Source organism: Actinomycetospora aeridis, assembly GCF_037400275.1.
In the GTDB taxonomy this organism is placed as follows: Bacteria; Actinomycetota; Actinomycetes; order Mycobacteriales; family Pseudonocardiaceae; genus Actinomycetospora; species Actinomycetospora aeridis.
In genome coordinates, this window is the sequence record NZ_JBBEGL010000005.1 from 69,128 (window position 1) to 90,501 (window position 21,374).

20 protein-coding genes are annotated in these 21,374 nt (G+C 74.2%); 5 read left to right on the forward strand and 15 right to left on the reverse strand.

The window, feature by feature from the left end; translation table 11 throughout:
- Positions 1–8: 8 nt before the first annotated feature.
- Positions 9–1,166: a L,D-transpeptidase gene (locus WCD41_RS18495; protein WP_337716064.1), complete on the reverse strand. Its 1,158-nt coding sequence runs from the start codon at positions 1,164–1,166 to the stop codon at positions 9–11.
- Positions 1,167–1,353: 187 nt separating this feature from the next.
- Positions 1,354–2,499, reverse strand: a complete 1,146-nt coding sequence (locus WCD41_RS18500) for a UDP-N-acetylmuramate dehydrogenase (protein ID WP_373695152.1) — start codon at positions 2,497–2,499, stop codon at positions 1,354–1,356.
- On the opposite strand from WCD41_RS18500, the gene WCD41_RS18505 reads away from it, so the two are divergent.
- A complete protein-coding gene (locus tag WCD41_RS18505) occupies positions 2,486–2,986 on the forward strand; it encodes a DUF2505 domain-containing protein (protein ID WP_337715042.1) in 501 nt (166 codons plus the stop codon). The genes WCD41_RS18500 and WCD41_RS18505 overlap by 14 nt on opposite strands.
- Entirely contained in the window at positions 2,983–3,882 is a 900-nt protein-coding gene (gene purU, locus WCD41_RS18510; protein WP_337716066.1) for a formyltetrahydrofolate deformylase, read from the forward strand. The genes WCD41_RS18505 and purU overlap by 4 nt, the downstream gene beginning before the upstream one ends.
- Here purU and WCD41_RS18515 read toward each other — a convergent pair.
- Positions 3,879–4,844, reverse strand: coding sequence for a pirin family protein (locus tag WCD41_RS18515; RefSeq protein WP_337715044.1), 966 nt, complete (start codon positions 4,842–4,844; stop codon positions 3,879–3,881). The two genes, purU and WCD41_RS18515, sit on opposite strands and share 4 nt — an antisense overlap.
- 152 nt (positions 4,845–4,996) lie before the next feature.
- On the opposite strand from WCD41_RS18515, the gene WCD41_RS18520 reads away from it, so the two are divergent.
- A complete protein-coding gene (locus tag WCD41_RS18520) occupies positions 4,997–6,631 on the forward strand; it encodes a hypothetical protein (RefSeq protein WP_337715046.1) in 1,635 nt (544 codons plus the stop codon).
- Between the two features lie 25 nt (positions 6,632–6,656).
- Here WCD41_RS18520 and WCD41_RS18525 read toward each other — a convergent pair whose 3' ends face one another.
- The 6 genes from WCD41_RS18525 to WCD41_RS18550 form a co-directional block, all read right to left on the reverse strand.
- A complete protein-coding gene (locus WCD41_RS18525; protein ID WP_373695153.1) occupies positions 6,657–7,124 on the reverse strand; it encodes an HNH endonuclease in 468 nt (155 codons plus the stop codon).
- A complete protein-coding gene (locus WCD41_RS18530) occupies positions 7,019–9,124 on the reverse strand; it encodes a DUF222 domain-containing protein (RefSeq protein ID WP_337715050.1) in 2,106 nt (701 codons plus the stop codon). Before WCD41_RS18530 ends, WCD41_RS18525 begins: the two co-directional genes overlap by 106 nt.
- A 201-nt stretch (positions 9,125–9,325) precedes the next feature.
- On the reverse strand, positions 9,326–9,883 hold the full coding sequence (locus tag WCD41_RS18535; protein ID WP_337715052.1) for a YbaK/EbsC family protein: 558 nt from the start codon (positions 9,881–9,883) through the stop codon (positions 9,326–9,328).
- Positions 9,880–10,188 carry a DUF2516 family protein gene (locus WCD41_RS18540; protein WP_337715054.1) on the reverse strand — a complete coding sequence of 103 codons (309 nt, stop codon included), beginning with the start codon at positions 10,186–10,188 and terminating at the stop codon, positions 9,880–9,882. The genes WCD41_RS18535 and WCD41_RS18540 overlap by 4 nt, the downstream gene beginning before the upstream one ends.
- A 133-nt stretch (positions 10,189–10,321) precedes the next feature.
- Positions 10,322–11,047 carry a hypothetical protein gene (locus WCD41_RS18545; RefSeq protein WP_337715056.1) on the reverse strand — a complete coding sequence of 242 codons (726 nt, stop codon included), beginning with the start codon at positions 11,045–11,047 and terminating at the stop codon, positions 10,322–10,324.
- 28 nt (positions 11,048–11,075) lie between these two features.
- On the reverse strand, positions 11,076–11,561 hold the full coding sequence (locus WCD41_RS18550) for a helix-turn-helix domain-containing protein (RefSeq protein ID WP_373695154.1): 486 nt from the start codon (positions 11,559–11,561) through the stop codon (positions 11,076–11,078).
- 100 nt (positions 11,562–11,661) lie between these two features.
- On the opposite strand from WCD41_RS18550, the gene crcB reads away from it, so the two are divergent.
- Both crcB and WCD41_RS18560 read left to right on the forward strand, forming a co-directional pair.
- Complete coding sequence (gene crcB, locus WCD41_RS18555; RefSeq protein WP_337715060.1) at positions 11,662–12,084, forward strand: fluoride efflux transporter CrcB; 423 nt, start codon at positions 11,662–11,664, stop codon at positions 12,082–12,084.
- Positions 12,081–12,443, forward strand: a complete 363-nt coding sequence (locus WCD41_RS18560) for a fluoride efflux transporter FluC (protein WP_337715061.1) — start codon at positions 12,081–12,083, stop codon at positions 12,441–12,443. The genes crcB and WCD41_RS18560 overlap by 4 nt, the downstream gene beginning before the upstream one ends.
- Here WCD41_RS18560 and WCD41_RS18565 read toward each other — a convergent pair.
- From WCD41_RS18565 to WCD41_RS18590, 6 genes are all read right to left on the reverse strand, one after another.
- Positions 12,440–13,744: a DUF445 domain-containing protein gene (locus tag WCD41_RS18565; protein ID WP_337716068.1), complete on the reverse strand. Its 1,305-nt coding sequence runs from the start codon at positions 13,742–13,744 to the stop codon at positions 12,440–12,442. The genes WCD41_RS18560 and WCD41_RS18565 overlap by 4 nt on opposite strands.
- 488 nt (positions 13,745–14,232) lie before the next feature.
- The gene (gene asnB, locus WCD41_RS18570) at positions 14,233–16,092 is read right to left on the reverse strand and encodes an asparagine synthase (glutamine-hydrolyzing) (protein ID WP_337715063.1); all 1,860 of its coding nucleotides are present in this window, start codon (positions 16,090–16,092) and stop codon (positions 14,233–14,235) included.
- 83 nt (positions 16,093–16,175) lie between these two features.
- Positions 16,176–17,651 (reverse strand): ATP-binding protein, encoded by a 1,476-nt coding sequence (locus WCD41_RS18575; protein WP_337715066.1) that lies wholly within the window; start codon positions 17,649–17,651, stop codon positions 16,176–16,178.
- Entirely contained in the window at positions 17,648–19,312 is a 1,665-nt protein-coding gene (locus WCD41_RS18580; protein WP_337715068.1) for an NAD(P)/FAD-dependent oxidoreductase, read from the reverse strand. Before WCD41_RS18580 ends, WCD41_RS18575 begins: the two co-directional genes overlap by 4 nt.
- Positions 19,313–19,374: 62 nt before the next feature.
- Positions 19,375–20,295, reverse strand: a complete 921-nt coding sequence (locus tag WCD41_RS18585) for a hypothetical protein (RefSeq protein WP_337715070.1) — start codon at positions 20,293–20,295, stop codon at positions 19,375–19,377.
- Complete coding sequence (locus WCD41_RS18590) at positions 20,292–21,245, reverse strand: hypothetical protein (protein WP_337715072.1); 954 nt, start codon at positions 21,243–21,245, stop codon at positions 20,292–20,294. The genes WCD41_RS18585 and WCD41_RS18590 overlap by 4 nt, the downstream gene beginning before the upstream one ends.
- Positions 21,246–21,374 lie beyond the last annotated feature (129 nt).

Genomic DNA, 21,374 nt, shown 5'->3' on the forward strand with positions numbered 1-21,374 from the left:
GACAGGCCTCACGACAGGGCCGACATCCCCCGCCAGTCGTCCCAGCCGACGGACCAGTCGTAGACGTCGCCGTCCGCGGCCGAGAGCTGCACCGGCGAGTTCGTGACCTCGACCGGGTCGCCGTAGAGCGCGGTGTCGTAGTAGGCCCGCGCGTCGGCCGTGGAGAGGTTCACGCAGCCGTGCGTGACGTTGCTCGATCCCTGGGCGCCCGCCGACGCGGGGTTGGCGTGGATGAACTCGCCGTTGTTGCTCATCCGCACCGCCCAGTGCTCGACGAGGTCGTAGCCGTACTGCGCGCTGGTCATCCGCTTGTTGTCGAACTTCTCGGTGACGACGTGCACGCCCGAGCGCGTGATGCGGTTCGGGTCGCTGCCGAGCCCGTAGCTCGCCGGGACGTCCATGACCTGCTGCCCGTCACGGACGACGACCATCCGGTGGCTCGTGACGTCGGCGCGCACGATCTGCGAGCGCCCGACGGTCAGGTGGCTGGTGAGGTCCTCGCGGCCGTACGCGCCGTCCCCCAGGTTCGTCCCGTACAGGTCCGCGGAGACGTCGACGACGGTGCCGGGCTTCCAGTACTCCTTCGGGCGCCAGTGCACCCGCGAACCCAGAGCGTCGTCGGGCAGCCACGCCCAGGAGCCTTCGGTGGGCACTGACGTGCGGATCTGCAGCGCCCGCTCGGCGGCGGCCTTGTCGGTGATCGGCCCGTCGAACTGGATGATGATCGGCGCGGCGACGCCGACGGTCGCGTCGTCGGGCTGGGCGAACTGGGCCCGCACGACACGCTCCGGTGCGACGGTGGAGAACCCGCCCGCGACCGGCGTGACGGCCCCGTCGGCGCCGACGGCGGTGCCCGACCAGGTGTAGGGCTTGCCGTAGCCCAGGGCCTCGGTGGCCGCCCAGCGGTGCCCGTCGGGCGTGACCGCGCCGGCCACGGGGCGGCCGTCGGCACCGGTGAGCGCGACGTCGCGCAGGGCCGCGTCGGGGGCGGAGACGCTGATCTCGCCGCCCGGGTCCACGTCGGTGCGGCCCGGGACGGCGGTGGTGGTCACGACGGGCGGCGCGCCGGCGTCCGCGGAGGCGGCCGTCCCCGGCAGGCGGGGTGTCGCCCCCGCCGACGCGCATCCCACGGCGACCGCGGCGGCGGCGACCAGCGCCATCACCATCCTCACCGTTGCCGGCACACCCTGCACACGACCCCGCACGGACGAGCCCCCTCCTGATCGATCCACCGACCGCACGACGCGATCGGCCGGGGTCCGGTTGTCAGGGCCGCGGGGACCTCACACGGGTGGCCCAGCGATCGTGAGCGGGGTCTCGATCGGGGGAATCGGACACGCGTGACGCGGCGGGTCAGAGGGCGCAGGCCACGAGGACCGGCTCCGGTTCGAGCACGATCCCGAAGGCGCCGGCGACATGGTCGCGGACGTCGCGGGCGAGGGCGAGCAGGTCGTCGGTGGTGCCGCCGCCGCGGTGGGTCAGGGCGAGCGTGTGCTTCGTCGAGACGCGGACCGGGGCGTGCTCGCCGGGGTGCCCGCGCGGGATGCCGGAGCGCTCGATCAGCGCGGCCGCGGAGAGCTTGACCCGCCCGTCGGGCTGCGGCCACGCGGTGATCGGCGCCTGGCCGCGTTCCGCGGTCAGCGCCGCCACGCGGGCCGCGGCCGTCCCGTCCACCAGCGGGTTGGTGAAGAACGAGCCGGCGCTGCGGGAGTCGGCGTCGTCGGGGTCGAGGACCATGCCCTTGCCGCGGCGCAGACCCAGCACGGCCTCGCGCGCGGCGGCCACCGGCACCCGCGACCCCGGCGCGACGTCGAGGGCCCGGGCCAGCTCCGTGTAGCGGATCGGGGCGGACAGCCCGTCGGCGGTCAGCGCGAACCGCACGCCGAGGACGATCTCGCCGTCGACGTTGCGGTCACCCTTGAGCCGGCTCGTCCGGTAGCCGAGATCGAGGTCCGCGGCGCTCGCGGCAGCCCGCCGGCCCGTGCGGCGGGCGTAGAGGTCGACGTCGACGAGCAGGTCGGCCACCTCGACGCCGTAGGCGCCGACGTTCTGCACCGGCGTCGCGCCTGTACGCCCCGGGATGCCCGAGAGGCACTCCAGCCCGCCGAGACCGGCCGCGACGGTGTCGGCGACGAGGTCGTCCCAGTCGTGGCCGGACTCGACGTGCAGCACGACCCGGTTCCCGTCGCGCTCCACGACGTGGTGGCCGCGGTGGTCGAGGAGCAGGGCCGTCCCGGCGAAGCCCGCGTCGCCGATGACCAGGTTCGAGCCGCCCCCGACCAGCAGCAGCGGCTCGCCGGCGCCGTCCGCGGCGCGGGCGCGCTCGACCACCTCGTCGGCGGTCGTCGCGTGCACGAGCCGCCGGGCCGGGCCGCCGAGCCCGAGCGTGGTGTGGGGGGCGAGCAGCGTCGTCTCTTCAGCCGTTGCCGGTGTCGTTGCCGTGGTCGGACCGGGTGTCACGACGTCCGACGGTAACCTCCCGCCCGTGCCACGCCGCATCACCCACCGCGCCACCTGGGACGCACCCGCCGAGGAGGTGTACGCGGAGCTCGTCGACGCCGACCACCTGCGCGAGCGTCTCGCCGAGCTCGGCGGCAAGGACCCGGCGCTGCTCGAGCACGCCGTCGACGGGTCCGGGGCGCGGCTGCGGCTGCGCCACTCGGTGCCCGTCGAGTTCCTGCCGTCGGTGGTCCGCCGCTTCACCGGCGACGACCTCGTGCTCGACCGCCTCGAGACCTGGACGCCCCGCAGCGGGGGTGGCTACGACGGCACCTTCGAGGTCACCGTGCGGGGCCTGCCCGGCACGATGAGCGGCACGCAGCGCCTCGCCGACAACGGCAGCGGGTCCGTCACCGAGGTCGACGGGCAGGCCGCGGTGAACGTGCCGATGGTCGGGGGGCGGATCGAGGGCGTCGTCGTCGAGCAGGTGGGCGCGCTCCTCGACGCCGAGGACGCGTTCACCCGCCGGCGCCTCGCGCGGGGCTGAGGGTGCGTCGCCTGGTCGTCACGCTGAGCTGTCCGGACCGCACCGGCATCGTCGCCGCCATCACCGGCCGGCTCGCCGGGATCGGCGCCTCGATCACCGAGGCCGCCTACCACGCCGACACGGCGGCGGGCTGGTTCTCCACCCGCCAGGTCGTCGACCGCGCCTCCGTGCCCGGCGGGGCCGACATGCTGCGCGCCGTCGTCGGTCAGGTCGCGGCGCAGCTCGAGGTGCCCGGCGGCGAGCCGGTGCGCTGGCGCGTGCGGGACACCGCCGCGACGCCGCGCGTGGTGCTGCTGGTCAGCAAGGAGTCCCACTGCCTGCACGACCTGCTCGGCCGGATGTGGGGCGGGGAGCTCGACATGGACGTGCGCGCCGTCGTCGGCAACCACGACGTGCTGCGTCCGGTCGCCGAGGCCCACGGCGTCCCGTTCCACCACGTGCCGTTCCCCGCGCGGGCCGACGACGACGAGGCGCGCACCGGACGCGACGCCGCGTTCGCGCAGGTCGCCGAGATCGTCGACCCGCACGAACCCGACGCGATCGTGCTCGCGCGGTTCATGCAGGTGCTGACGCCCGGGCTGTGCGAGCGCTGGGCGGGCCGGGCGATCAACATCCACCACAGCTTCCTGCCCTCGTTCATGGGCGCGCGGCCGTACCACCAGGCCCACGCCCGCGGGGTCAAGCTCGTGGGCGCGACGTGCCACTACGTCACGCCGGACCTCGACGCCGGGCCGATCATCGAGCAGGACGTCAGCCGGGTCGACCACGCCGACACCCCCGAGGACATGATCCGGAGAGGCCGGGACGTCGAGAAGCTGGTGCTGGCCCGCGGTCTGCGCGCCCACCTCGAGGACCGGGTGCAGGTGCACGCGGGCCGCACCGTCGTCTTCCGCTAGACCCTCGCGGCGGGGATCGCGCCCAGCCGACCGGCGTGGAAGTCGACCATCGCCTCCCGGACCTCCTGCTGGGTGTTCATGACGAACGGGCCGCCCCAGGCCACCGGCTCGCGGATCGGGCGGCCGCCGAGCAGGACCACCTCCAGCCGGGGGTGCCACCCGTCCTGGCCGGGGTCGGCCGCCACCCGCAGCGACTCGCCGGGTCCGAACACGACGAGCTGCCCGGTACGCACCGGGCGCCTCTCCGCGCCCGCCGTGCCGTCGCCGGAGAGCACGTAGGCCAGCGCGTTCTGCTCGGGGTCCCACGGCACGTGCAGTTCTGCGCCGGGCTCGAGCGAGGCGTGGGCCATGGTCATCGGTGTGTACGTCGACCCCGGGCCGGCGTGGCCGGCGATCTCGCCGGCGATGACGCGCACGAGGGCGCCCGCGTCGGCCGAGGTGAGCAGCGCCGCCGCGCCCGACCGGAGGTCCTGGTACCGCGGGGTGACCCATTTCTGCGCCCGCGGCAGGTTCACCCAGAGCTGGAGGCCGTGGAAGAGCCCGCCCGACACGACGAGCGACTCCGGCGGCTTCTCGATGTGCAGCACGCCGCCGCCCGCGGTCATCCACTGCGTGTCGCCGTCGCTGATCGAGCCGCCGCCGCCGTGGCTGTCGGCGTGCTCGAAGGTGCCGTCGAGGAGGTAGGTGACCGTCTCGAAGCCGCGGTGGGGGTGCCAGGGCGTGCCCTTGGGCTCGCCGGGGGCGTACTCGACCTCGCCCATCTGATCCATGTGGACGAACGGGTCGAGGAGCGCGAGGTCGACGCCGGCGAACGCCCGCCGCACGGGGAAGCCCTCGCCCTCGTAGCCCTGGGGCGCGGTGGTCAGCGACCGCACGCCGCGCTCGGTGACGCCGACCCGCGGGCCGTCGGGCGCGGGGATGCGGGGCAGGACCGTCAGGTCGGCGACCGTCCGAGCGGGCATCACGGACCTCCTCGTGGCAAGTTGAAGCTTCAATTTAACAGAAGCAGAAGATCGTCGTTTCTGCACCGGATGTCTCCTCAGCGCCCCTCGTTCGGGCTACGGTGCGCGCACAGGTGGTTTCGTTCCGGTTGCTGTGGGTACAGGGGGCGACTTTGGCGGGCGACGACGAGACCCGGCGCGACGACCACCAGGAGACCCCGCCGGACACCGCGCCGGCGACCCCTGGCGACGAGGGGCCCGAGGACGAGGGGCCGGCTGAGGGCGCCACGACGGTGCACTCGACGGCGCCGTCGGATCGTGCGACCACGGTGCACTCGACCACCGAGCACCCGCCCGTCGACCCCGGCGAGCCCGAGCACCGCGTTCCGACCGAGCAGCACCCGGCGTCGGAGTCGGACACCGCCACCCCGCCGCACGGCGTGCCCGCCCCCGTCGACGGGACGGCCGGTACCCAGCGCCACGACCTGCCGGCGGCGCAGAGCCCCTGGCAGCCCGGCCCGACGGCGACCGCCGGCGCGCCCGCCGCGCCCTGGGGCTCCGCGCCCGGACCCGGCGGGGGCATGCCACCCGGCCCCGCCGCGGGGCCCACGTTCGGCACCCCCCAGGCCACCGGCGGCGCCGGCCCGTGGGGCACCGCCGTCTTCCCCGGGCAGCAGCCCACCGCCTACCCGCCGCCCGGCTACGGCCCGCCGGGACCCGGTGGGCCGGGTGGTCCGGGGGGTCCGGGTGGGCCCGGGGGCTATCCGGGCGGCTACACCGGCCCGTTCGGTCCGCCGCAGGGGACGCCCCCGAGCTCCGGCGGCCCGCGCCGCAAGGGCCTGATCATCGGGATCGCGGCAGCCGTGGTCCTGCTGCTGGTGGTCACGACCGTGCTGCTCGTCGTCAACCGTCAGGCGTCCCCGGCGACGACCCTCGAGGCGACCGTCGCCGACGCCCGCGGGTGGGAGGGCGCCACCTACAGCGGTCGGGTCCCGGACCGCACCGGTGCCCAGGCGAACCTCCAGATGACCGTCGACCGGGCCGGCAACGCGGCCGGCACCATCACCCGCGACGGCGGCGGCCGCGCGGAGTTCGTCCTGGTGGGCCGCGAGCAGGCCATCCGCGGTGACCGCGCCTGGTGGGAGCGCTCCGCTGACCGTCCCGAGCTCGTCGACCGCCTGTCCGACCAGTGGCTCACGGACGCGTTCACCGAGCTCCCCGGCGGCCTGACCTCGTGGAAGCAGCCCCCGGACGCGGTGGCCAACCGTCTGTCGGCCGCTCAGGTCGGGGAGCAGGAGGCGGTGGTCGTCAACGGGCGGGAGGCGCGGGTCCTCACGCCCGGCGCCGACGGCCGCAGCGTGACCGTCCTCGACGACGAGCCACCGACGCTCACGGCGTTCGAGCTGCCCGGGTTCGGCAGTGGCCGCGTCGGGCCGGTGTCCGTGGCCCGCGCGGACCCGGCGGCGCTGGCGAACGTGACGACCCTGTCGCAGCAGGCCCCCACGATGAAGAGCTACCTCGTGGCGGTCATCGAACGCCCGCGTCTCACCCTGACCGTCGAGGGCGGCGAGAGCACCTGCCGGACCCCGACCTGCACGATCACCGTGCGCCTGGTGAACACCGGCACCCTGTCCACCACCGGCACGATCATCGTCACGCTCAACGGCGCCGAGGTCGCGCGGCACCCGTTCAGCTCGGCGCCCGGGTCGAACCTCGCCTTCCCGACCACGGCCGACAACCCCGTCTACTCCCAGCCCGGCGCCGAGATCACCGCGCTCTGGCGCGCCCGCGTCGAGGGCGGACGCTAGGAGCCGTCGCCCCGGGCCGAGGCGGTCAGAACGGCGGCGGGTCGTCGGGGTCGAGCGGTGGCGGTGCCTTCGGTGTCTTCTCCTTCTCCTTCTCTCTCTCCGGGTGGCGGCCGGCGAACGTGGCGGCGAGGTGGTCGCGCCATGTGGGCCCTGTGCCGGGTTCTTCGCCGGGTGCGGGGTCGGGCCAGTGCTGTTCGGGGATCGGGCGCGGGCCGGCCGCGTAGCGAGGTCCGGGGAGTGCGGTGAGGATCTTCTTGGGGCGGGTGGTGTGGGTGACCCCGGCCCGGGTGCGGATGGTGAACCACCCCGGCCGGGGCTGCCGCACCCGCCAGCGGGCGTGGTGCTTCGCGCGATGGTGATGCGAGCACCACGCCCCGAGGTTGCTGGTCACCGTCGGCCCGCCGGCGGCGTGCTCGCGGGTGTGGTCGATCTCGGCGCCGTGCGCGGTGCGCCGGCAGGCCGGAGCGACACAGCACCGGTCGCGGGCCCGCACCCAGCGTTCGGCTTCCGCCCCGCCCGGCGGCGCCGCCAGGTGTCCGGACCGGCATCGGCGTCCGGTGGTCGCCCCAGCGTGCCGCCCGCGCGCAGGCCGGCGACCCGCTGCTGCAGTTCGCGCAGCAGCGGCGCCCAGGCCGGGTGATCATCCGGGTTGAGGGCGGCGAGCAGTGTCGTCGGAACCTGCAGTTCGACGATCGCCCCGCTCGGCTGCCCCCGCGCCCGATCCGGGCCGCGAGGGCGCGCTGGTCGGGTGGGTCGGGTGGGTCGGTGGCGGGCGAGCAGGACGTGGTCGAGGTGGCCCTCGGGGTCGGTGAGCACCGCGCGCCATTCGCCGTGGTGCCGCTCGCCTATCAGGTGTCGGGCGGTGGGGGCGGTGACGGTGCCGAACCCGGGCACCGTCCCGGGATGCCGGTCCAGGCCCAACGCGGTGGAGAGCCGCAGCCGGACCTCCACCACCCCGCGCCGCAACCGCCCCACCCGCAGGCAGTCGGCGCCCGCTGACCCGGCCTCCCGGTCAGGCACCGGGTCGGGCACTGGGTCGGTCCCGTCCTCGGGCGGGTCAGGCAGCGAGGGAAGCCCGGGAAGCCCGGGGAGGTCGAGGGCGCCCTGCTCGCCCGGCCGCCGCGGCGCCGGCACCACCGCCGACGATCCCTCGGCAGGGTCCTTGGCATCGCCGGCATCGCCGGCATCGCCGGCGCCGCTGTCGCCGTAGTCATCCCCTGCGTCGCTGGCCGCTTCCTCGCCGGGGGCACCAAAGCCGGGACCACCGTCGCCCGGGCCGCTGTCGCCGGTGTCGCCGGGGCCGCTGTCGCCAGAGCCGCTGTCGCCAGAGCCGCTGTCGCCGGAGCCACCGTCACCGGAGTCGCCGCCGCCGCGGCCACCGCTACCACTGAGCCCGTCGTCGTCCAGCCCGCCATCGTCGGGGCCGTCGTCGTCCGGCCCGTCGCTGTCGGGGCCGTCGTCGTCCGGCCTGTCGTCGTCGTGGGGTCCGTCGTCGGGTCCGTCGTCCGGCCTGTCGTCGTTCGGCCCGTCGTCGTCCGGCCTGTCGTCGTCAGAGCCGTCGTCGTCGTCCGGCCCGTCGTCGCCGGGGCCATCGTCGGGTCCGTCGTCGGGTCCGTCGTCGTCGGGGCCGTTGTCGGGGGTGTCGGGCGTGTTGTCGTGGTCGTCGGGGTTGTTGGTGGCGTGGTATTCCGCGGCCAGCAGCAGCACCAGGTCGCGGTCGGTCATGCCCTCGGTGGAGCCGTCGAGGATCCGCATCCCCAGATGCGACCGCAGCGCGTTGGGGGTGGTGCGCACCCCGAGCTGACGCAACGCCACCACCAACCCGTCCAGACGGGCCTGGGAGTTGATGCCCTGCGGGGCCGGGGCGTCCACGAACGACAGGGTCGCGGTCCCCGACGGGTTCGCGGTCAGGATCACCCGCGCCCGCGCCTCCGCGCGTCGGCGGCGCCGCTCGGCCCAGTCCGGGTCGAGGTCGAGCACGATCTCGGTGACCCGCTCCCGCAACGCCATGATCGGCAGCTCGGCGGCCTCGGGGAGCACGACGGCGACGGCGTGGGTGGCGTGGTCGTCGCTCAGGTCGGCCACGGTCTCGCTGATCGCGCGGACCTTGGGTTCGTCGAGCCAGCCCGCCCACAGGGCCTCGCCCAGCTGCGGCAGCCGGACGTGCAGGTCGTCGGCGAGGTCGAGGCGGCGGGTGGTCATGGTCCGCGAGTGCCCCAGCAGCATCGCCAGCTCGTCGCCGGAGAACTCATCCGAGCTCCCGAGCCGGGTGGTGTGCCCGTCCTGCGCCGTGCCGAGTTCCCGCATCCCGGCCAGCAGGTGGGCCTCGGCGCGGTTGTGCAGCGCGAACCGGGCCCGCACGTACGCCGCCAGGTCCTCCCCGGCCAGCGTGGTGGGATCGACCTCGTCGAGCAGCGCCGCCAGCTCAGTGTCCGGAGCGCGGCCGGCCAACCGCGCGGCCAGACCGCGACGGGTGCCCGGGTCGATGCTCACGGGAAGAACGCTAGCCCCGACCCCCGACAACGCCGCCCCGATCGGCACCCGCAGAGCTCGAACAGCAGGTCACGAACAGGTAACGATTCGCAGGCCGGTGGCTCGGCCCCGACCAGCCCTGTTCGAACGGGGCGTGAGAGTGGAGATACGGACACTCAACGTCTGCGGAGCCACTCCGCTGACACCGCGCGAGGGGAAGGCTCAGCGGCCGAGGCCCTCGATGACCTCGGCGGAGGGCAGCTCGCCGAGCACCGCGCCGGGCACCAGCAGCTTGCTCTCCCGCAGCCCGCTGCCGACCACCACCGCCGGGGTCGCGAGCACCGCGGCGTCGACGAGCACCGGCCACCCCGCCGGCACGCCGAACGGGGTGATCCCGCCGTAGGCCATGCCCGTGAGCTCGACCGCCTCGTCCATCGGCGCGAAGGAGGCCTTGCGGACGTCGAGGCGCTTGCGCACCACGGTGTTGACGTCGGCGCGGGTGGTGGCGAGCACGACGCAGGCGGCGAAGCGGCGCTCGCCGGAGCGGGAGCCGGCGACCACCACGCAGTTGGCCGAGGCGTCGAGGGGCGAGCCGTAGGCCTCGCAGAACGCCGCGGTGTCGGCCAGCTCGGGGTCGATGGCGGCGACGAGGCAGTCGGCCGCGAGCTGCGGAGGCAGTGCGCGCAGAGCAGCGACAACGGGCTCGGCGAGGAGGTCGGGCCGCTCGAGGGCGGGCTCCGGCTCCAGCGACCCGGCGATGGCACGGGCCGCCGCGGTCACCAGCGCGGGCCCTGCTGGATCTCGATGACCCGCGGGCGCACGTCGACGATGTAGATGAGCACCGCGATGATGCCGACGAGCCAGAGAAAGCTGTACGGACCGCTGGTGGAGATCGCGAGGATCGCCAGGCCGACGCCGGTGATCGCGCACCAGACCGGCTTGGTCAGCTTGTCGGCGGCCGTGAAGGCGTCGGACCGCTGCATCAGCGCGTGCACGAACGCGTAGAGGCCCACGGGGATCCCCAGCAGCCACAGCACCAGCAGCACGTAGCTGTCGAGGTTGTAGAGCACCGACACGCGGACCACGATACGTGCCCTCCTCGGAGGGGCGACAGGCGCGCGGTCAAGCCCCCACGCACGACGGCCCCGGGACGGCGGAGCGTCCCGGGGCCGTACGGAGCAGTGCTGTCACCGCAGCGTCATGGCTGCGAACCGGTGATCAGCTCTTCGGGGCCTTCTTGGCGTCCGCGGTGGCCGTGGCCGCCGACTTGGGCGCGTTCTTCGGGCCCTGCTTCTTGGGGGCGGTGCGCGCCGCGGCCTTGCGGGTCGTGCTCCGGGTCTCGGAGGCGACCTCGTTACCGGCCTCCTTGATCTCCTCGGAGAGCTCGGAGCCGGCCTCGGCCACGGTCTCCGCGGCCTGGGCGCTGAGGCGCTGGGTCGCGCGGGCGGCGCGCTCGCCGACCGAGCGGGTCTGCTTGGTGACCTCGGCCAGGCCGGCCTCGCCACGGACGCGGAAGCCCTCGACGGCGTCCTCGAGGTTCTTCTCGACGTCCTTGCCGACCTGGTCGACCGTGTCCAGCGCCTGCTTGACCTGCGGCTGCGACGTGATGTCCTTGTAGCTCTTCTCGCCGCGCTTGACGAGGTCGGCGTAGACGCTGCGGACGGCGGCGAGGTAGCTGTCCACCAGGCGGCGGAAGTCCTCGGTCGTCAGCTTCGAGCGCAGCTCCTGCAGCTCGGCCGGGAGGTCCTCGACGCGAGCCTGCACCTCGGTGGCGCCGGCCTGCACGCGGGCCACGGCGTCACGGCCGGCCGCGACGGCGGCGTCGCCGAGGCCGAGCACCGCGAGCGCCGGGTGGCGCAGCGGGTCGATGGCCTCGGAGACCACCTTGTTGGCCTGGTCGCGGGCCTCACGGACGTCGAACTTGGTCGGGAAGGTGACCGGCATGGTCGTCTCCACTCCTGGGTCGGTGGTGTTACGTACTGACGTTCTGGGTGTCGGTCGCGGCGCTGCGTCCGGCGGCGTGGTCGACGGTGTCCTCCACGGCAGCGCTCTCGACGGCACTGCCGTCGACGGCGTTGCCGCGGCGGAAGGACTCGTAGATGTCGGCGAGCACCTGCTTCTGGCGCTCCGACAGGTCCGGGTCCGCGGCCACGGCGTCCAGCACCGGCGAGGACTCCCTCGGCTCGAGAATCCCGGCGCGGACGTACAGCGCCTCGGCGGAGATCCGCAGGCCGGTCGCGATCTGGGCCAGGATCTCGGCGGAGGGCTTGCGCAGCCCTCGCTCGATCTGGCTCAGGTAGGGGTTGCTGATGCCCGCGACCTTCGCGAGCTGACGGAGGGAGACCTCCGCGCCCTCGCGCTGCCGGCGGATGTAGGCCCCGATGTCCTCGACGGCCTGGCCGATCTTCTCGACCCCGTCCGTGGCCACCGGAACCACCTCCTCCGAACTCGCTGACATTCACGCTAACACGAGTGCTAGCTGGTGCAAGCACTCTGCTTGCGCTGGTCACGTGGCCTCGCGCACACACGAACGGGCGACCCGCCTATGCTCGGGCCCAATGGTCGGACCTCGGACGGCGGTGCTGCGCGGCCAGGGCCCGGCGGTCGCCGCGGTCGCCGCCGGTGGCGTCCTCGGCGCGCTCGCCCGCTGGGCCGTCGGCCTGCAGCTGCCCCCCGTGGCCGGCGCCTTCCCGTGGGGCACGCTCGGCATCAACGTGGTGGGCAGCCTGCTCATGGGCGTGCTCGTCGTCGTGGTCACCGAGGTCCGCGACGCCCACCCGCTCGTCCGCCCCTTCCTCGGCACCGGCGTGCTCGGCGGCTTCACGACGTTCTCGACGTTCGCCGTCGACGCCGAGACGCTCCTGGACGGCGGGCACCGCGCGACCGCGCTGGCCTACCTCGCCGCCACGATCGTCGGCGCGGTCGGGGCGTGCGCGATCGCCATGACCGTGACGCGACGCCTCGGCGGTGTCCCGCGGTGACCGTGCTGCTGATCGCCCTCGGCGCCGCGGTGGGCGCCCCCACCCGCTACCTCACGGACCGCTGGCTGCAGAGGACACACACCACCGGCTTCCCCTGGGGCACGTTCACCGTCAACGTCGTCGCGTCGTTCGTGCTGGGTCTCGTGCTCGGCGGACCCGCCCCGCACGCCGTCGTCCTCGCCGTGGGCGTCGGCTTCTGCGGCAGCCTCTCGACCTGGTCGACGCTCGCCTACGAGACCGTCCGCCTGGCCGGCGAGCGCGCCCCCACCGCGAGCGTCATGAACGTCGTCGCCTCGAGCCTCGCCGGACTCGGCGCCGCGGGCCTCGGGCTCACCCTCGGCACCGCGCTCTGGAGCTAGACGAGCAACAGCTCGCCCACCGAGTAGATGATCAGCCCCGCGAGGGCGCCCACGAGCGTGCCGTTGATGCGGATGAACTGGAGGTCGCGGCCGACCTGCAGCTCGACCTTGCGCGAGGTCTCCGGCCCGTCCCAGCGCGCCACGGTGTCGGAGATCAGGGTGGAGATCTCGCTCGAGTAGCGGCCGACCACGTACGAGGCGGCGTCGACGATCCAGCCGTCGATCTTGTCGCGCAGGTCCTCCTCGGTGTCCAGGCGCTGCCCGAAGCGGGTGATGCCCTCGGTGACGCGCAGCCGCAGCTGCGACGACGGGTCCTCGGCGGCGTCGAGCAGCATCGCCTTGCCGGTGGCCCACGCCCGTGAGATCAGGGCCTGCACGTCGGGGTGCTCGAGCAGCTGCTGCTTGATCGCCTCGACGCGCTCGCCGGTCTCGGGGTCGTCCTGCAGGTCGCCGGCGAAGGAGACGAGGAAGCGGTCGATCGCCGCGCGCAGCGGGTGCTCCTGGTCGGACTTCACCGCCCACGCGAACGACAGGGCCTCGGCGTAGAGGCGGTCGGCGATGATCCCGTCGACGAACCGTGGCGACCAGCTCGGCGCCTGCTTGCTGACCAGCGCCATGACGGTGTCGTGGTTGTTGCGCACCCAGTCGTAGGCGCGGTCGCAGACGAGGTCGACGAGGCGCCGGTGCGAGCCGTCGGCCAGCACGCCGGCCAGGAGCCGGCCCAGCGGCGGCCCCCACGGCTGCGCGACCACCCGCCGCGTGACGGCCTGGTCGACGACGGCCTGGATCTCGTCGTCGCGCAGCACGGTGACGGCGCCGCGCACCACGGTGGCGAGCTCGGCGGTGACCCGCTCGGCGTTGCCGGGGCTCGAGAGCCAGCCGCCGAGGCGGGCGGAGATCTGCGCGGCCCGCAGCTTCTCGCCCACCACCCGCGGCGCCAGGAAGTTCCCGCCGACGAAGTCGGACAGGCTCGCCCCCAGCTGGTCCTTCTTGCGCGGGATCAGCGCCGTGTGCGGGATCTTGATGCCGAGCGGGTGGCGGAACAGCGCCGTGACCGCGAACCAGTCGGCGAGCCCGCCGACCATGCCGGCCTCGGCGGCGGCGCGCACGTAGCCCGTGAAGGCCGGACCCCCGTTGTTCTCCCAGAGCAGGAACACGACCCACACGACCGCCGCGCCGAGCAGGAAGGAGAGCGCGACCCCCTTCATGCGGCGCAGCCGGGCCCGCTTCTCCGGGTCGTCGACGAAGCCGCTCGGGGTGGCGTCCCCGGACCCCCGGGGCGGCGCGTCGGCGACCTGCACCGGGCGGACGACGGGGTCCGTCGGCGGGTCGAGCTCCGAGGAGCGGTCCGGTCCCTGGGCGGTCTGCACGTCCCCAGTGTCCCACCGCCGCCCGTGGGCGCCCGGGGTGTGCACGCCACCACCACACCGACGCGCCGAGGACAACTGAGACGTGTGTCACGCCTGTTTCGTCCCCTACTCCGGTGAACCGGCCCACCGTCCGGCGCGAATCGCGGGCAGGACAGCGAGAGTGCGTATCGGTCCGGCGAGTTCGTTCGTTGGACTGGTGCCGTTGTCGCCGACGTCCGCGCTGGACGCCGGCGCCCTCGCCGACCCCCGAGCCGTCCCGCTGGGACGACCCGGTCCCCCGTGCGACCGACCGCGCCCGGCCGCACGGGGTCTCGCGTCCCCCGGTCGCCGTGCTGCCCCACGGTGACCGGGGGGCGCCCCTCACGGCGTCCGGGGCGGGCCGAGACGGGCTGAGACGGGCTGAGACGGGCTGAGACGGGCTACGACAGCTGCAGCGTCGGGCGGTAGCGGCGCAGCCACGCGTCCATCTGCAGCACCGACTCGAGGCGGGCCCGGTCGGTGTCGATGCTCGGGCCGTCCTGCGGCGCGTCGATCGCCGAGCGCAGGGCGTCGACGTCGATGAGGTCGCGCACGGGCGCCTCGCGGTCCGACACCAGGTCGGCGATCGAGGCCCGCAGCGCCTTCTCGTAGCCCGGGTCCTGGGTCGAGGGGTACGGGCTCTTGACGCGGTCGACGATCGACGCCGGCAGCAGGTCCCGCGTCGCCGCACGCAGCAGGCTCTTCTCGCGGCCGTCGAACGTCTTGAGCGCCCACCGGGTGTTGAAGACGTACTGCACGAGACGGTGGTCGCAGAACGGCACGCGCACCTCGAGCCCGCTGGCCATGCTCATGCGGTCCTTGCGGTCGAGGAGGATCTGGACGAACCGCGTCAGGTGCAGGTAGCAGACCTCGCGCATCCGCCGCTCCTGCGGATCGGCGGTCGGGACGTGCGGCACCTCGGCCAGGGCGTCCCGGTACGAGGCGTCGATGTAGTCGGCGAGGTGCAGCTGGTCGCGCAGCTCGGGCGCGAAGTGCGCCGTCGAGTGGTCCAGCGGCCCCATCCGGGTCGCGGCCATCCACGGGAACGTGTCGGCGTTGACGGCGTCGGCGTCGTGGAACCACCGGTAGCCGCCGAACACCTCGTCCGCCGACTCACCGGACAGGGCCACGGTGGAACGCCCGCGGATCGCCTTGAACAGCAGGTAGAGCGAGGTGTCCATGTCGCCGATCGACACCGGCACGTCCCGCGCGGCGAGCACCGCGGCCCGGGCGTCGGGGTCGATGAGGTCGTCGTTGGACAGCGTGATCGCCGAGTGGTCGGCCGCGACGTGCTCGGCCAGCTCGCGGACGTAGGGCCCGTCGGGGGTGTCGCGCATCGGGTCGGCGGAGAACGCGTCCTCGTAGCCCACGAAGTCGACGGAGAACGAGCGCACCGGCCCGGCGTCCTGGGCCCGCAGCTTCTGCGCCGCCAGCGCGGTGATCGCCGAGGAGTCCAGGCCGCCGGAGAGCAGCGCGCACAGCGGCACGTCGGAGATCAGCTGACGGTCGACGATGTCGTCGAGCAGCTCGCGGACGTGCGCGACGGTCGTGTCGCGGTCGTCGGTGTGCTCGAGCGCCTCGAGCTGCCAGTACCGGTGGACGTCGATCCCCTCGCGGCGCACGCGCACCCACGACCCGGGACGCACCTCGTACATGCCGCGGTAGATGCCGTGCTCGGGCGTCTTGACGTGCGAGAGCAGCTCGCGCATCCCGTCCAGGTCGAGCACGGCCTCGCTGCGCGGGTGGGCCAGGATCGCCTTGGGCTCCGAGCCGTAGAGCACGCCGTCGGGCGTCGGGTAGTAGTAGAGCGGCTTGACGCCCATGCGGTCGCGCACGAGGAAGAGCTCCTCGCTGCGGTCGTCCCACAGCGCGAAGGCGAACATCCCGTTGAGGCGCTCGACGACGCCGGAGCCCCACTCGAGCCAGCCCACCAGCACGACCTCGGTGTCCGACGCCGTGCGGAACGTGTGCCCGCGGCCCTCGAGCTCGGCGCGCAGCTCGCGGAAGTTGTAGACCTCGCCGGAGAACACCAGCGTCAGCAGCGTCTCGCCGCCGTGCTCGATCGTCATCGGCTGGCGCCCGCCCGGCACGTCGACGACCGCGAGGCGGCGGTGCCCCATCGCCGCGCGCGGGCGCTCCCCACCGGACAGCCAGAGGCCCTCGTCGTCCGGGCCCCGGCAGCTCATCGTCTCGACCATCGGAGCGACCTCGGCGCGGTCGACTCCCCGCGCCAGGTCCACGGCTCCCGCGATGCCACACATGGCCACGACCTCCTCGTCGACGGTGACGGAGGAGTACTGCCCCGGTATTTAGCTTACGTAACTAAGTAAAGCTCACTTTGAGGTCACACGTCGTCGGCGTCGTCCTCCGGCACGTCCTCGCGGGCCGGGCCCTCCAGCGGGAGGCACACCTCGAAGGTGGTGCCGCCCGGGCCGGTGTGGACGCGGATGTCCCCGTGGTGCTTCTTGACGACGATGCGCCACGAGATGTCCAGGCCGAGGCCCGTCCCCTCGCCGACGTCCTTGGTGGTGAAGAACGGCTCGAAGATGCGCGGCCGCACGTCGTCGGGGATCCCGGGGCCGGTGTCGCCGATCTCGACGACCGCGTGCGGGCCGTCGCGCCGGGTGCGGATGGTCAGCGTCCCCGTGCCGTCGCCGTGCGCGTGCATGGCGCCCACGGCGTTGTCGATGATGTTCGTCCAGACCTGGTTGAGCTCGGCGGCGTAGGCCGGGATCCTCGGCAGGTCCGGATCGAGGTCCTTGACGACCTGGATGCCCTCGAACTTGCGGCTCATCATCACCATCGTCGACTTCAGCAGGTCGCGCAGGTCGACCTCCTGGAACGGCGCGCGGTCGAGCTGCGAGTACTGCCGGGCCGCGCCCACGAGGTTGCCGATGCGGGTGGTCGCGTCGGTGATCTCGCCCATGAGCGTCTCGGTCTCGACGGCGTAGGCGATCCAGCGCACGGCCGCCTCGACCGACCCCTCGGGCACCGTGCGCTCGACCTTGTCGAGCCACTCGGCGTCCAGGCCGCCCGCGACGAGCACCGGCGCGAGGTCCCAGGCGCCGCCGACGCCACGGTCGTCGAGCCAGTCGCCGAGCTCGTCCTCGGCGTCCGACGCCTCGAGCGCCGAGAGCTCCGGCGCCGTCTCCGCGCGGTTGACCGCGTCCTCCTGCAGCTCCACGAGCTGCGCGACGGTCGGGCCGTCGAGCTTGCCGCAGGCGAGCAGGCCGAGCTTGTGGCGCATGCCCGCGACGCGACTGCGCAGCGACTCCGTGGCGCGCGACGCCGCGGCGGCGGGGTTGTTGAGCTCGTGGGTCAGGCCCGCGGACAGCGACCCGAGCGCGAGCAGCCGCTCGCGCTCGCTCTGGATCGTCGACGTGCGGCGCATGCCGACGACGAGACCCTCGAGCAGGTGGATCGGGAGCGGGAACCACGTGCGCAGCGCGTCGGCCCACTCGGTGGCGGGCAGCGCGAGGAACGTCGCGTCCTTCGTGGCGCGCAGCGTGTGCTTGTAGGTCTGGTCGGCGTCCGGGATGTAGGCCTGGGTCGACCCGCCGTACGTGCCGCGCTGGCTCGTGCGCGTGGTCTCGACCTCGTCGCCGCGCATCGTCTGGAGCATCGCCATCTCGCCGGAGAGCAGCACCCAGAAGCAGCTGGCGGGGTCGCCCTCGCGGCACACCGTCTCGCCGGCGGAGGCCGCGACGACGTCACCGTGCTCGGCCAGCCAGTCGAGCTGGGCGTCGTCGAGCTTCTCGAAGAGGAACAGCCCGCGCAGCTCCTCGCGGGTCAGCTTCTCGGAGGTCTCCGTGGTGCTCATCGGTTCTCCAGCCATCGGTGCACCAGACTCACCGCCATCGCGCCCTCACCGACCGCGGACGCGACGCGCTTGACCGAATCGGCCCGGACATCGCCGACGGCGAAGACCCCGGGCACGGACGTCTCCAGGTGGAACGGATCCCGGTCCGGTTCCCATCCCGCCGGAGCACGCCCGTTCTCGTCACGGGGCAGGTCGGGCCCCGTGAGGACGAACCCGCGACCGTCGCGGGCGACGACGCCGTCCAGCCAGTCGGTGCGCGGGGCGGCGCCGATGAAGACGAACAGCCAGGACGCCTCGACGGTCTCCTCCGCGCCGGTGTTCCTGTCACGCAACGTCAGCTTCTCGAGGTGGTCGGTGCCGTCGGCACCGCAGACCTCCGTGCAGGTGCGCACCTCGATGCGCGGGTTCGCCTCGATCTGCTCGATCAGGTAGTGCGACATCGATGCCGTCAGCGACGGGCCCCGGACGAGCATGATCACCCGGGCGGCGTGCCGCGAGAAGTTCATCGCCGCCTGGCCCGCCGAGTTCGCGCCGCCGACGACGTAGACGTCCTGCGCGGCGCACGACGCCGCCTCGGTGGCCGCGGCGCCGTAGAAGACGCCCTGGCCGGTGTGGTCGTCGAGGCCCGGGCACTCGAGCATCCGGTACGAGACGCCGGTGGCCAGCACGACGGCGTGCGCGGTGATCTCCGAGCCGTCGTCGAACCGGACCACGCGGGCCCGGCCCTTCGGCTCCAGGGCCGTCACGGTGCGCGTGGTGAGCACCTCGGTGCCGAACTTCTCGGCCTGCAGCCGGGCGCGGGTGGTCAGTTGGTCGCCGGAGACGCCGTTGGGGAAGCCCAGGTAGTTCTCGATGCGGCTCGACGTGCCCGCCTGCCCGCCGGTGGCACGGGACTCGACGAGCACGGTGCGCAGCCCCTCGGAGCCGCCGTACACGCTGGCGCCGAGCCCCGCCGGGCCGCCGCCGACGACCACGAGGTCGTAGACGTCCTCGGACGCCGTGGTCGCGAGGCCGGCCGCCTCGGCGACCTGCGCGTCGGTGGGCTGCACGAGCGTGCGCCCGTCCTCGGCGATCACGACCGGCAGCACGTCCGGGTCCGCGCCGGCGGCCTCGAGCAGCCGGGCGCCGTCGGGCTCGTCGGCGCGGAAGAAGTCGTAGGAGAGCTGGTTGCGCGCGGCGAGGTCGCGCAGCTCGTAGGAGCGCGCCGACCAGCGGTTGCCGACGATGCGGATGGTCGCCGACGGGCGGTCCGACGACTCCCGCCACGCCGCGAGCAGCGAGTCGACGACGGGGTAGAGCTTCTCCTCCGGCGGGTCCCACGGCTTGAGCAGGTAGTGGTCGAGGTCGACGACGTTGATCGCGGTGATCGCCGCGTCGGTGTCGGCGTAGGCGGTGAGCAGCACCCGGCGCGCGCGGGGGAAGAGGTCCATCGCCTGCTCGAGGAACTCGACGCCCGTCATCCGGGGCATGCGCTGGTCGGCGAGGATCACCGCCACCTGCTCGCCGCGCAGCGCGATCTCGCGCAGCGCCTCGAGCGCGGTCGGCCCCGACTCGGCCCGCACGATGCGGTGGTGCTCGCCGTACTCGCGCCGCAGGTCGCGGGCGACGGCCCGGGAGACGGCGGGATCGTCGTCCACGGTGAGGATCACGGGTCGCGGCACGACGTCCAGCCTAGGCCTTCCTCGAGTGCTTCTCGATCGATTGAGCGGACGGTGAACGTCGCTCAGTCACCGCCGCTGCTGCCGCTGTCGGAGGAGCCACTGTCGGAGCCACTGTCCGACGATCCGGTGTCCCACCACGACGAGTCGCCGGAGTCGGCGCTGCCGCCGCCGGTGATCGGGGCGTCGCGCGCGGCCCGGATCTTGGCGTCGAGCTCGGCGACGAACCAGACGACGAACGCGGCCGCGGCCGGCGAGAGACGCTCGGGCAGGCGCGCCGACGGGTGGACCCGGCCCCGACGCGACCGCCCGACCTGGACGAGCCACGCCGTCCCGTCGTCGTCGATCAGCGTGCGTCGCGGGACCGGGAAGGCGCCCCGCACCTCGCACCGCAGCCGCAGGCCCTCCACGGCGATCTCCCAGTGCCGCTGGCCCGCCCGCCCGAAGCGGCGCGCGACGAACACCGGGCCGGTGGACTCGCTCGCGGTCATCACCCCGGACCGGGCCCGCAGGCGCAGCCGGCGCTCACCGTCGTCGAGCCACGACGAGGGCCCGCCGCGCTCCTGGCGGTCCCGCACGGTCACGGCGCCGGGGACGTGGTCGACGTCGACCAGGTACCGCAGGCGGTCGTCGCTCCCGCCGAGGGACGCGGGGTCGGGACGTCGCACGGCGACCGGCTGGCCGACGCCGTGGACGCGGACGTCGTCCCGGACGCGGCGGCGCACCGCGGACACCACCTGGTGGATCAGCCCCCACAGCAGGATCGGCGTCAGGAGGATGACCGCGGTGAGGACGTTGACCGCGCCGTCGTCGGCGATCCCGGGCTCCGACGACGGGTCCGGGGCCACCGCGATCGCGGCCACGACGCCGGCGAGCACGAGCGCGCCGAGCCACCAGAGGTAGCGGTGGTGACCCAGCCGCCGCGGCGACCACCGCGGCGCCGGGCCCCCGTGGGCGGGCCGCGCGGGGTCGAGCGTCGCGGTCACGGGCGGGCCTCCTGGAGCTCGGGGTGGTGTGCGGACGGCGGGTGGCCCGCCCAGGCATCGGCGACGGGCTCGGCCGCCGCGCCGTACTCGCGGCCGTAGCTGCGCACCCGCTCCTGGTGGGTCCCGAGCTCGCAGAACAGCCACAGGCAGAACGCGACGGCGTCGGGCGAGAGGTCCTCGGGGAGCCGTCCGTGCGGGCGCAGCCGGGCCGCCCGGCCGCCGCGGAGCTGGTCGAGCAGCGACGGCGTGCCCATCTGGACGAGCCAGGCGGTGCCGTCGGGCTCGAGCAGGGTGCGCCGGGGCACGGGTTGCAGCCCGCGGACCTCGCCGGTCAGGCGCACCGTCGCGCCGTCCAGCTCGAGGTCCCAGCGGGCGCGGTAGTGGCCGGGCAGGGCGGTCCGCACGGCGCGGTGGCGCACCCCGCCGTCGGGGGCGGTGGCGACGAGCGTCCCCCGGCCGCTGCGCAGCCGCAGGTCACCGTGCCGGGTCTCGACGAACCGGTGCCGGCCGCCCGGGACGGCCCGCTCGACGACCCGTGCGGCGTCAGCCGCGTGGTCGGCGTCGACGTACAGCAGGACCTCCTCGGCGGGGCGGGGCCACGCCCGCTCACCGGGTACCGCGGCCGGGGCGGCGCCGCGCACCGGCTGACCGGCGCCGTAGGCGCGCACGTCGTCGCGGACCCGGCGGCGGATCGCGGTGACGAGCTCGTGCCCGGCCATCCACACGAGCACCGGGCTGAGCAGGCAGACGGCGACCATCACGGCGAGCGCGCCGCCGTCGGTGAGGCCCGGGCCGGGCGAGGTGTCGAGGGCGACGGCGATGCCCACGGCGACGGCGGCGAGCGCGAGGGCGCCGAGCCACCACAGGTAGCGGTGGTGGCCGAGGCGTCTCGGCGACCACCGCGGCGCGGGACCGCCGCCCGGCGGCCGGTCCTCACGCGTCGTCGTCACGGTCATCGTCCCTCCGCGATCAGCTTGACGGTCACGGAGAGAGACGACAAGCCGGACTGCTGGGCCAGAGGAGTGAATGATGCGTGGCGCACCGAGTCCTCCGACCACGGGGGGTGCTAGCGGGGTGGG

Excerpts from the sequence above, each read along its gene's own strand:
- WCD41_RS18495 (WP_337716064.1), bottom strand. The coding sequence starts at position 1,166 with ATGGTGATGGCGCTGGTCGCCGCCGCCGCGGTCGCCGTGGGATGCGCG.
- WCD41_RS18500 (WP_373695152.1), bottom strand. The coding sequence starts at position 2,499 with ATGCGGCGTGGCACGGGCGGGAGGTTACCGTCGGACGTCGTGACACCC.
- WCD41_RS18515 (WP_337715044.1), bottom strand. The coding sequence starts at position 4,844 with ATGCCCGCTCGGACGGTCGCCGACCTGACGGTCCTGCCCCGCATCCCC.
- WCD41_RS18545 (WP_337715056.1), bottom strand. The coding sequence starts at position 11,047 with ATGCCGGTCACCTTCCCGACCAAGTTCGACGTCCGTGAGGCCCGCGAC.
- WCD41_RS18550 (WP_373695154.1), bottom strand. The coding sequence starts at position 11,561 with ATGTCAGCGAGTTCGGAGGAGGTGGTTCCGGTGGCCACGGACGGGGTC.
- crcB (WP_337715060.1), top strand. The coding sequence starts at position 11,662 with ATGGTCGGACCTCGGACGGCGGTGCTGCGCGGCCAGGGCCCGGCGGTC.
- asnB (WP_337715063.1), bottom strand. The coding sequence starts at position 16,092 with ATGTGTGGCATCGCGGGAGCCGTGGACCTGGCGCGGGGAGTCGACCGC.
- WCD41_RS18575 (WP_337715066.1), bottom strand. The coding sequence starts at position 17,651 with ATGAGCACCACGGAGACCTCCGAGAAGCTGACCCGCGAGGAGCTGCGC.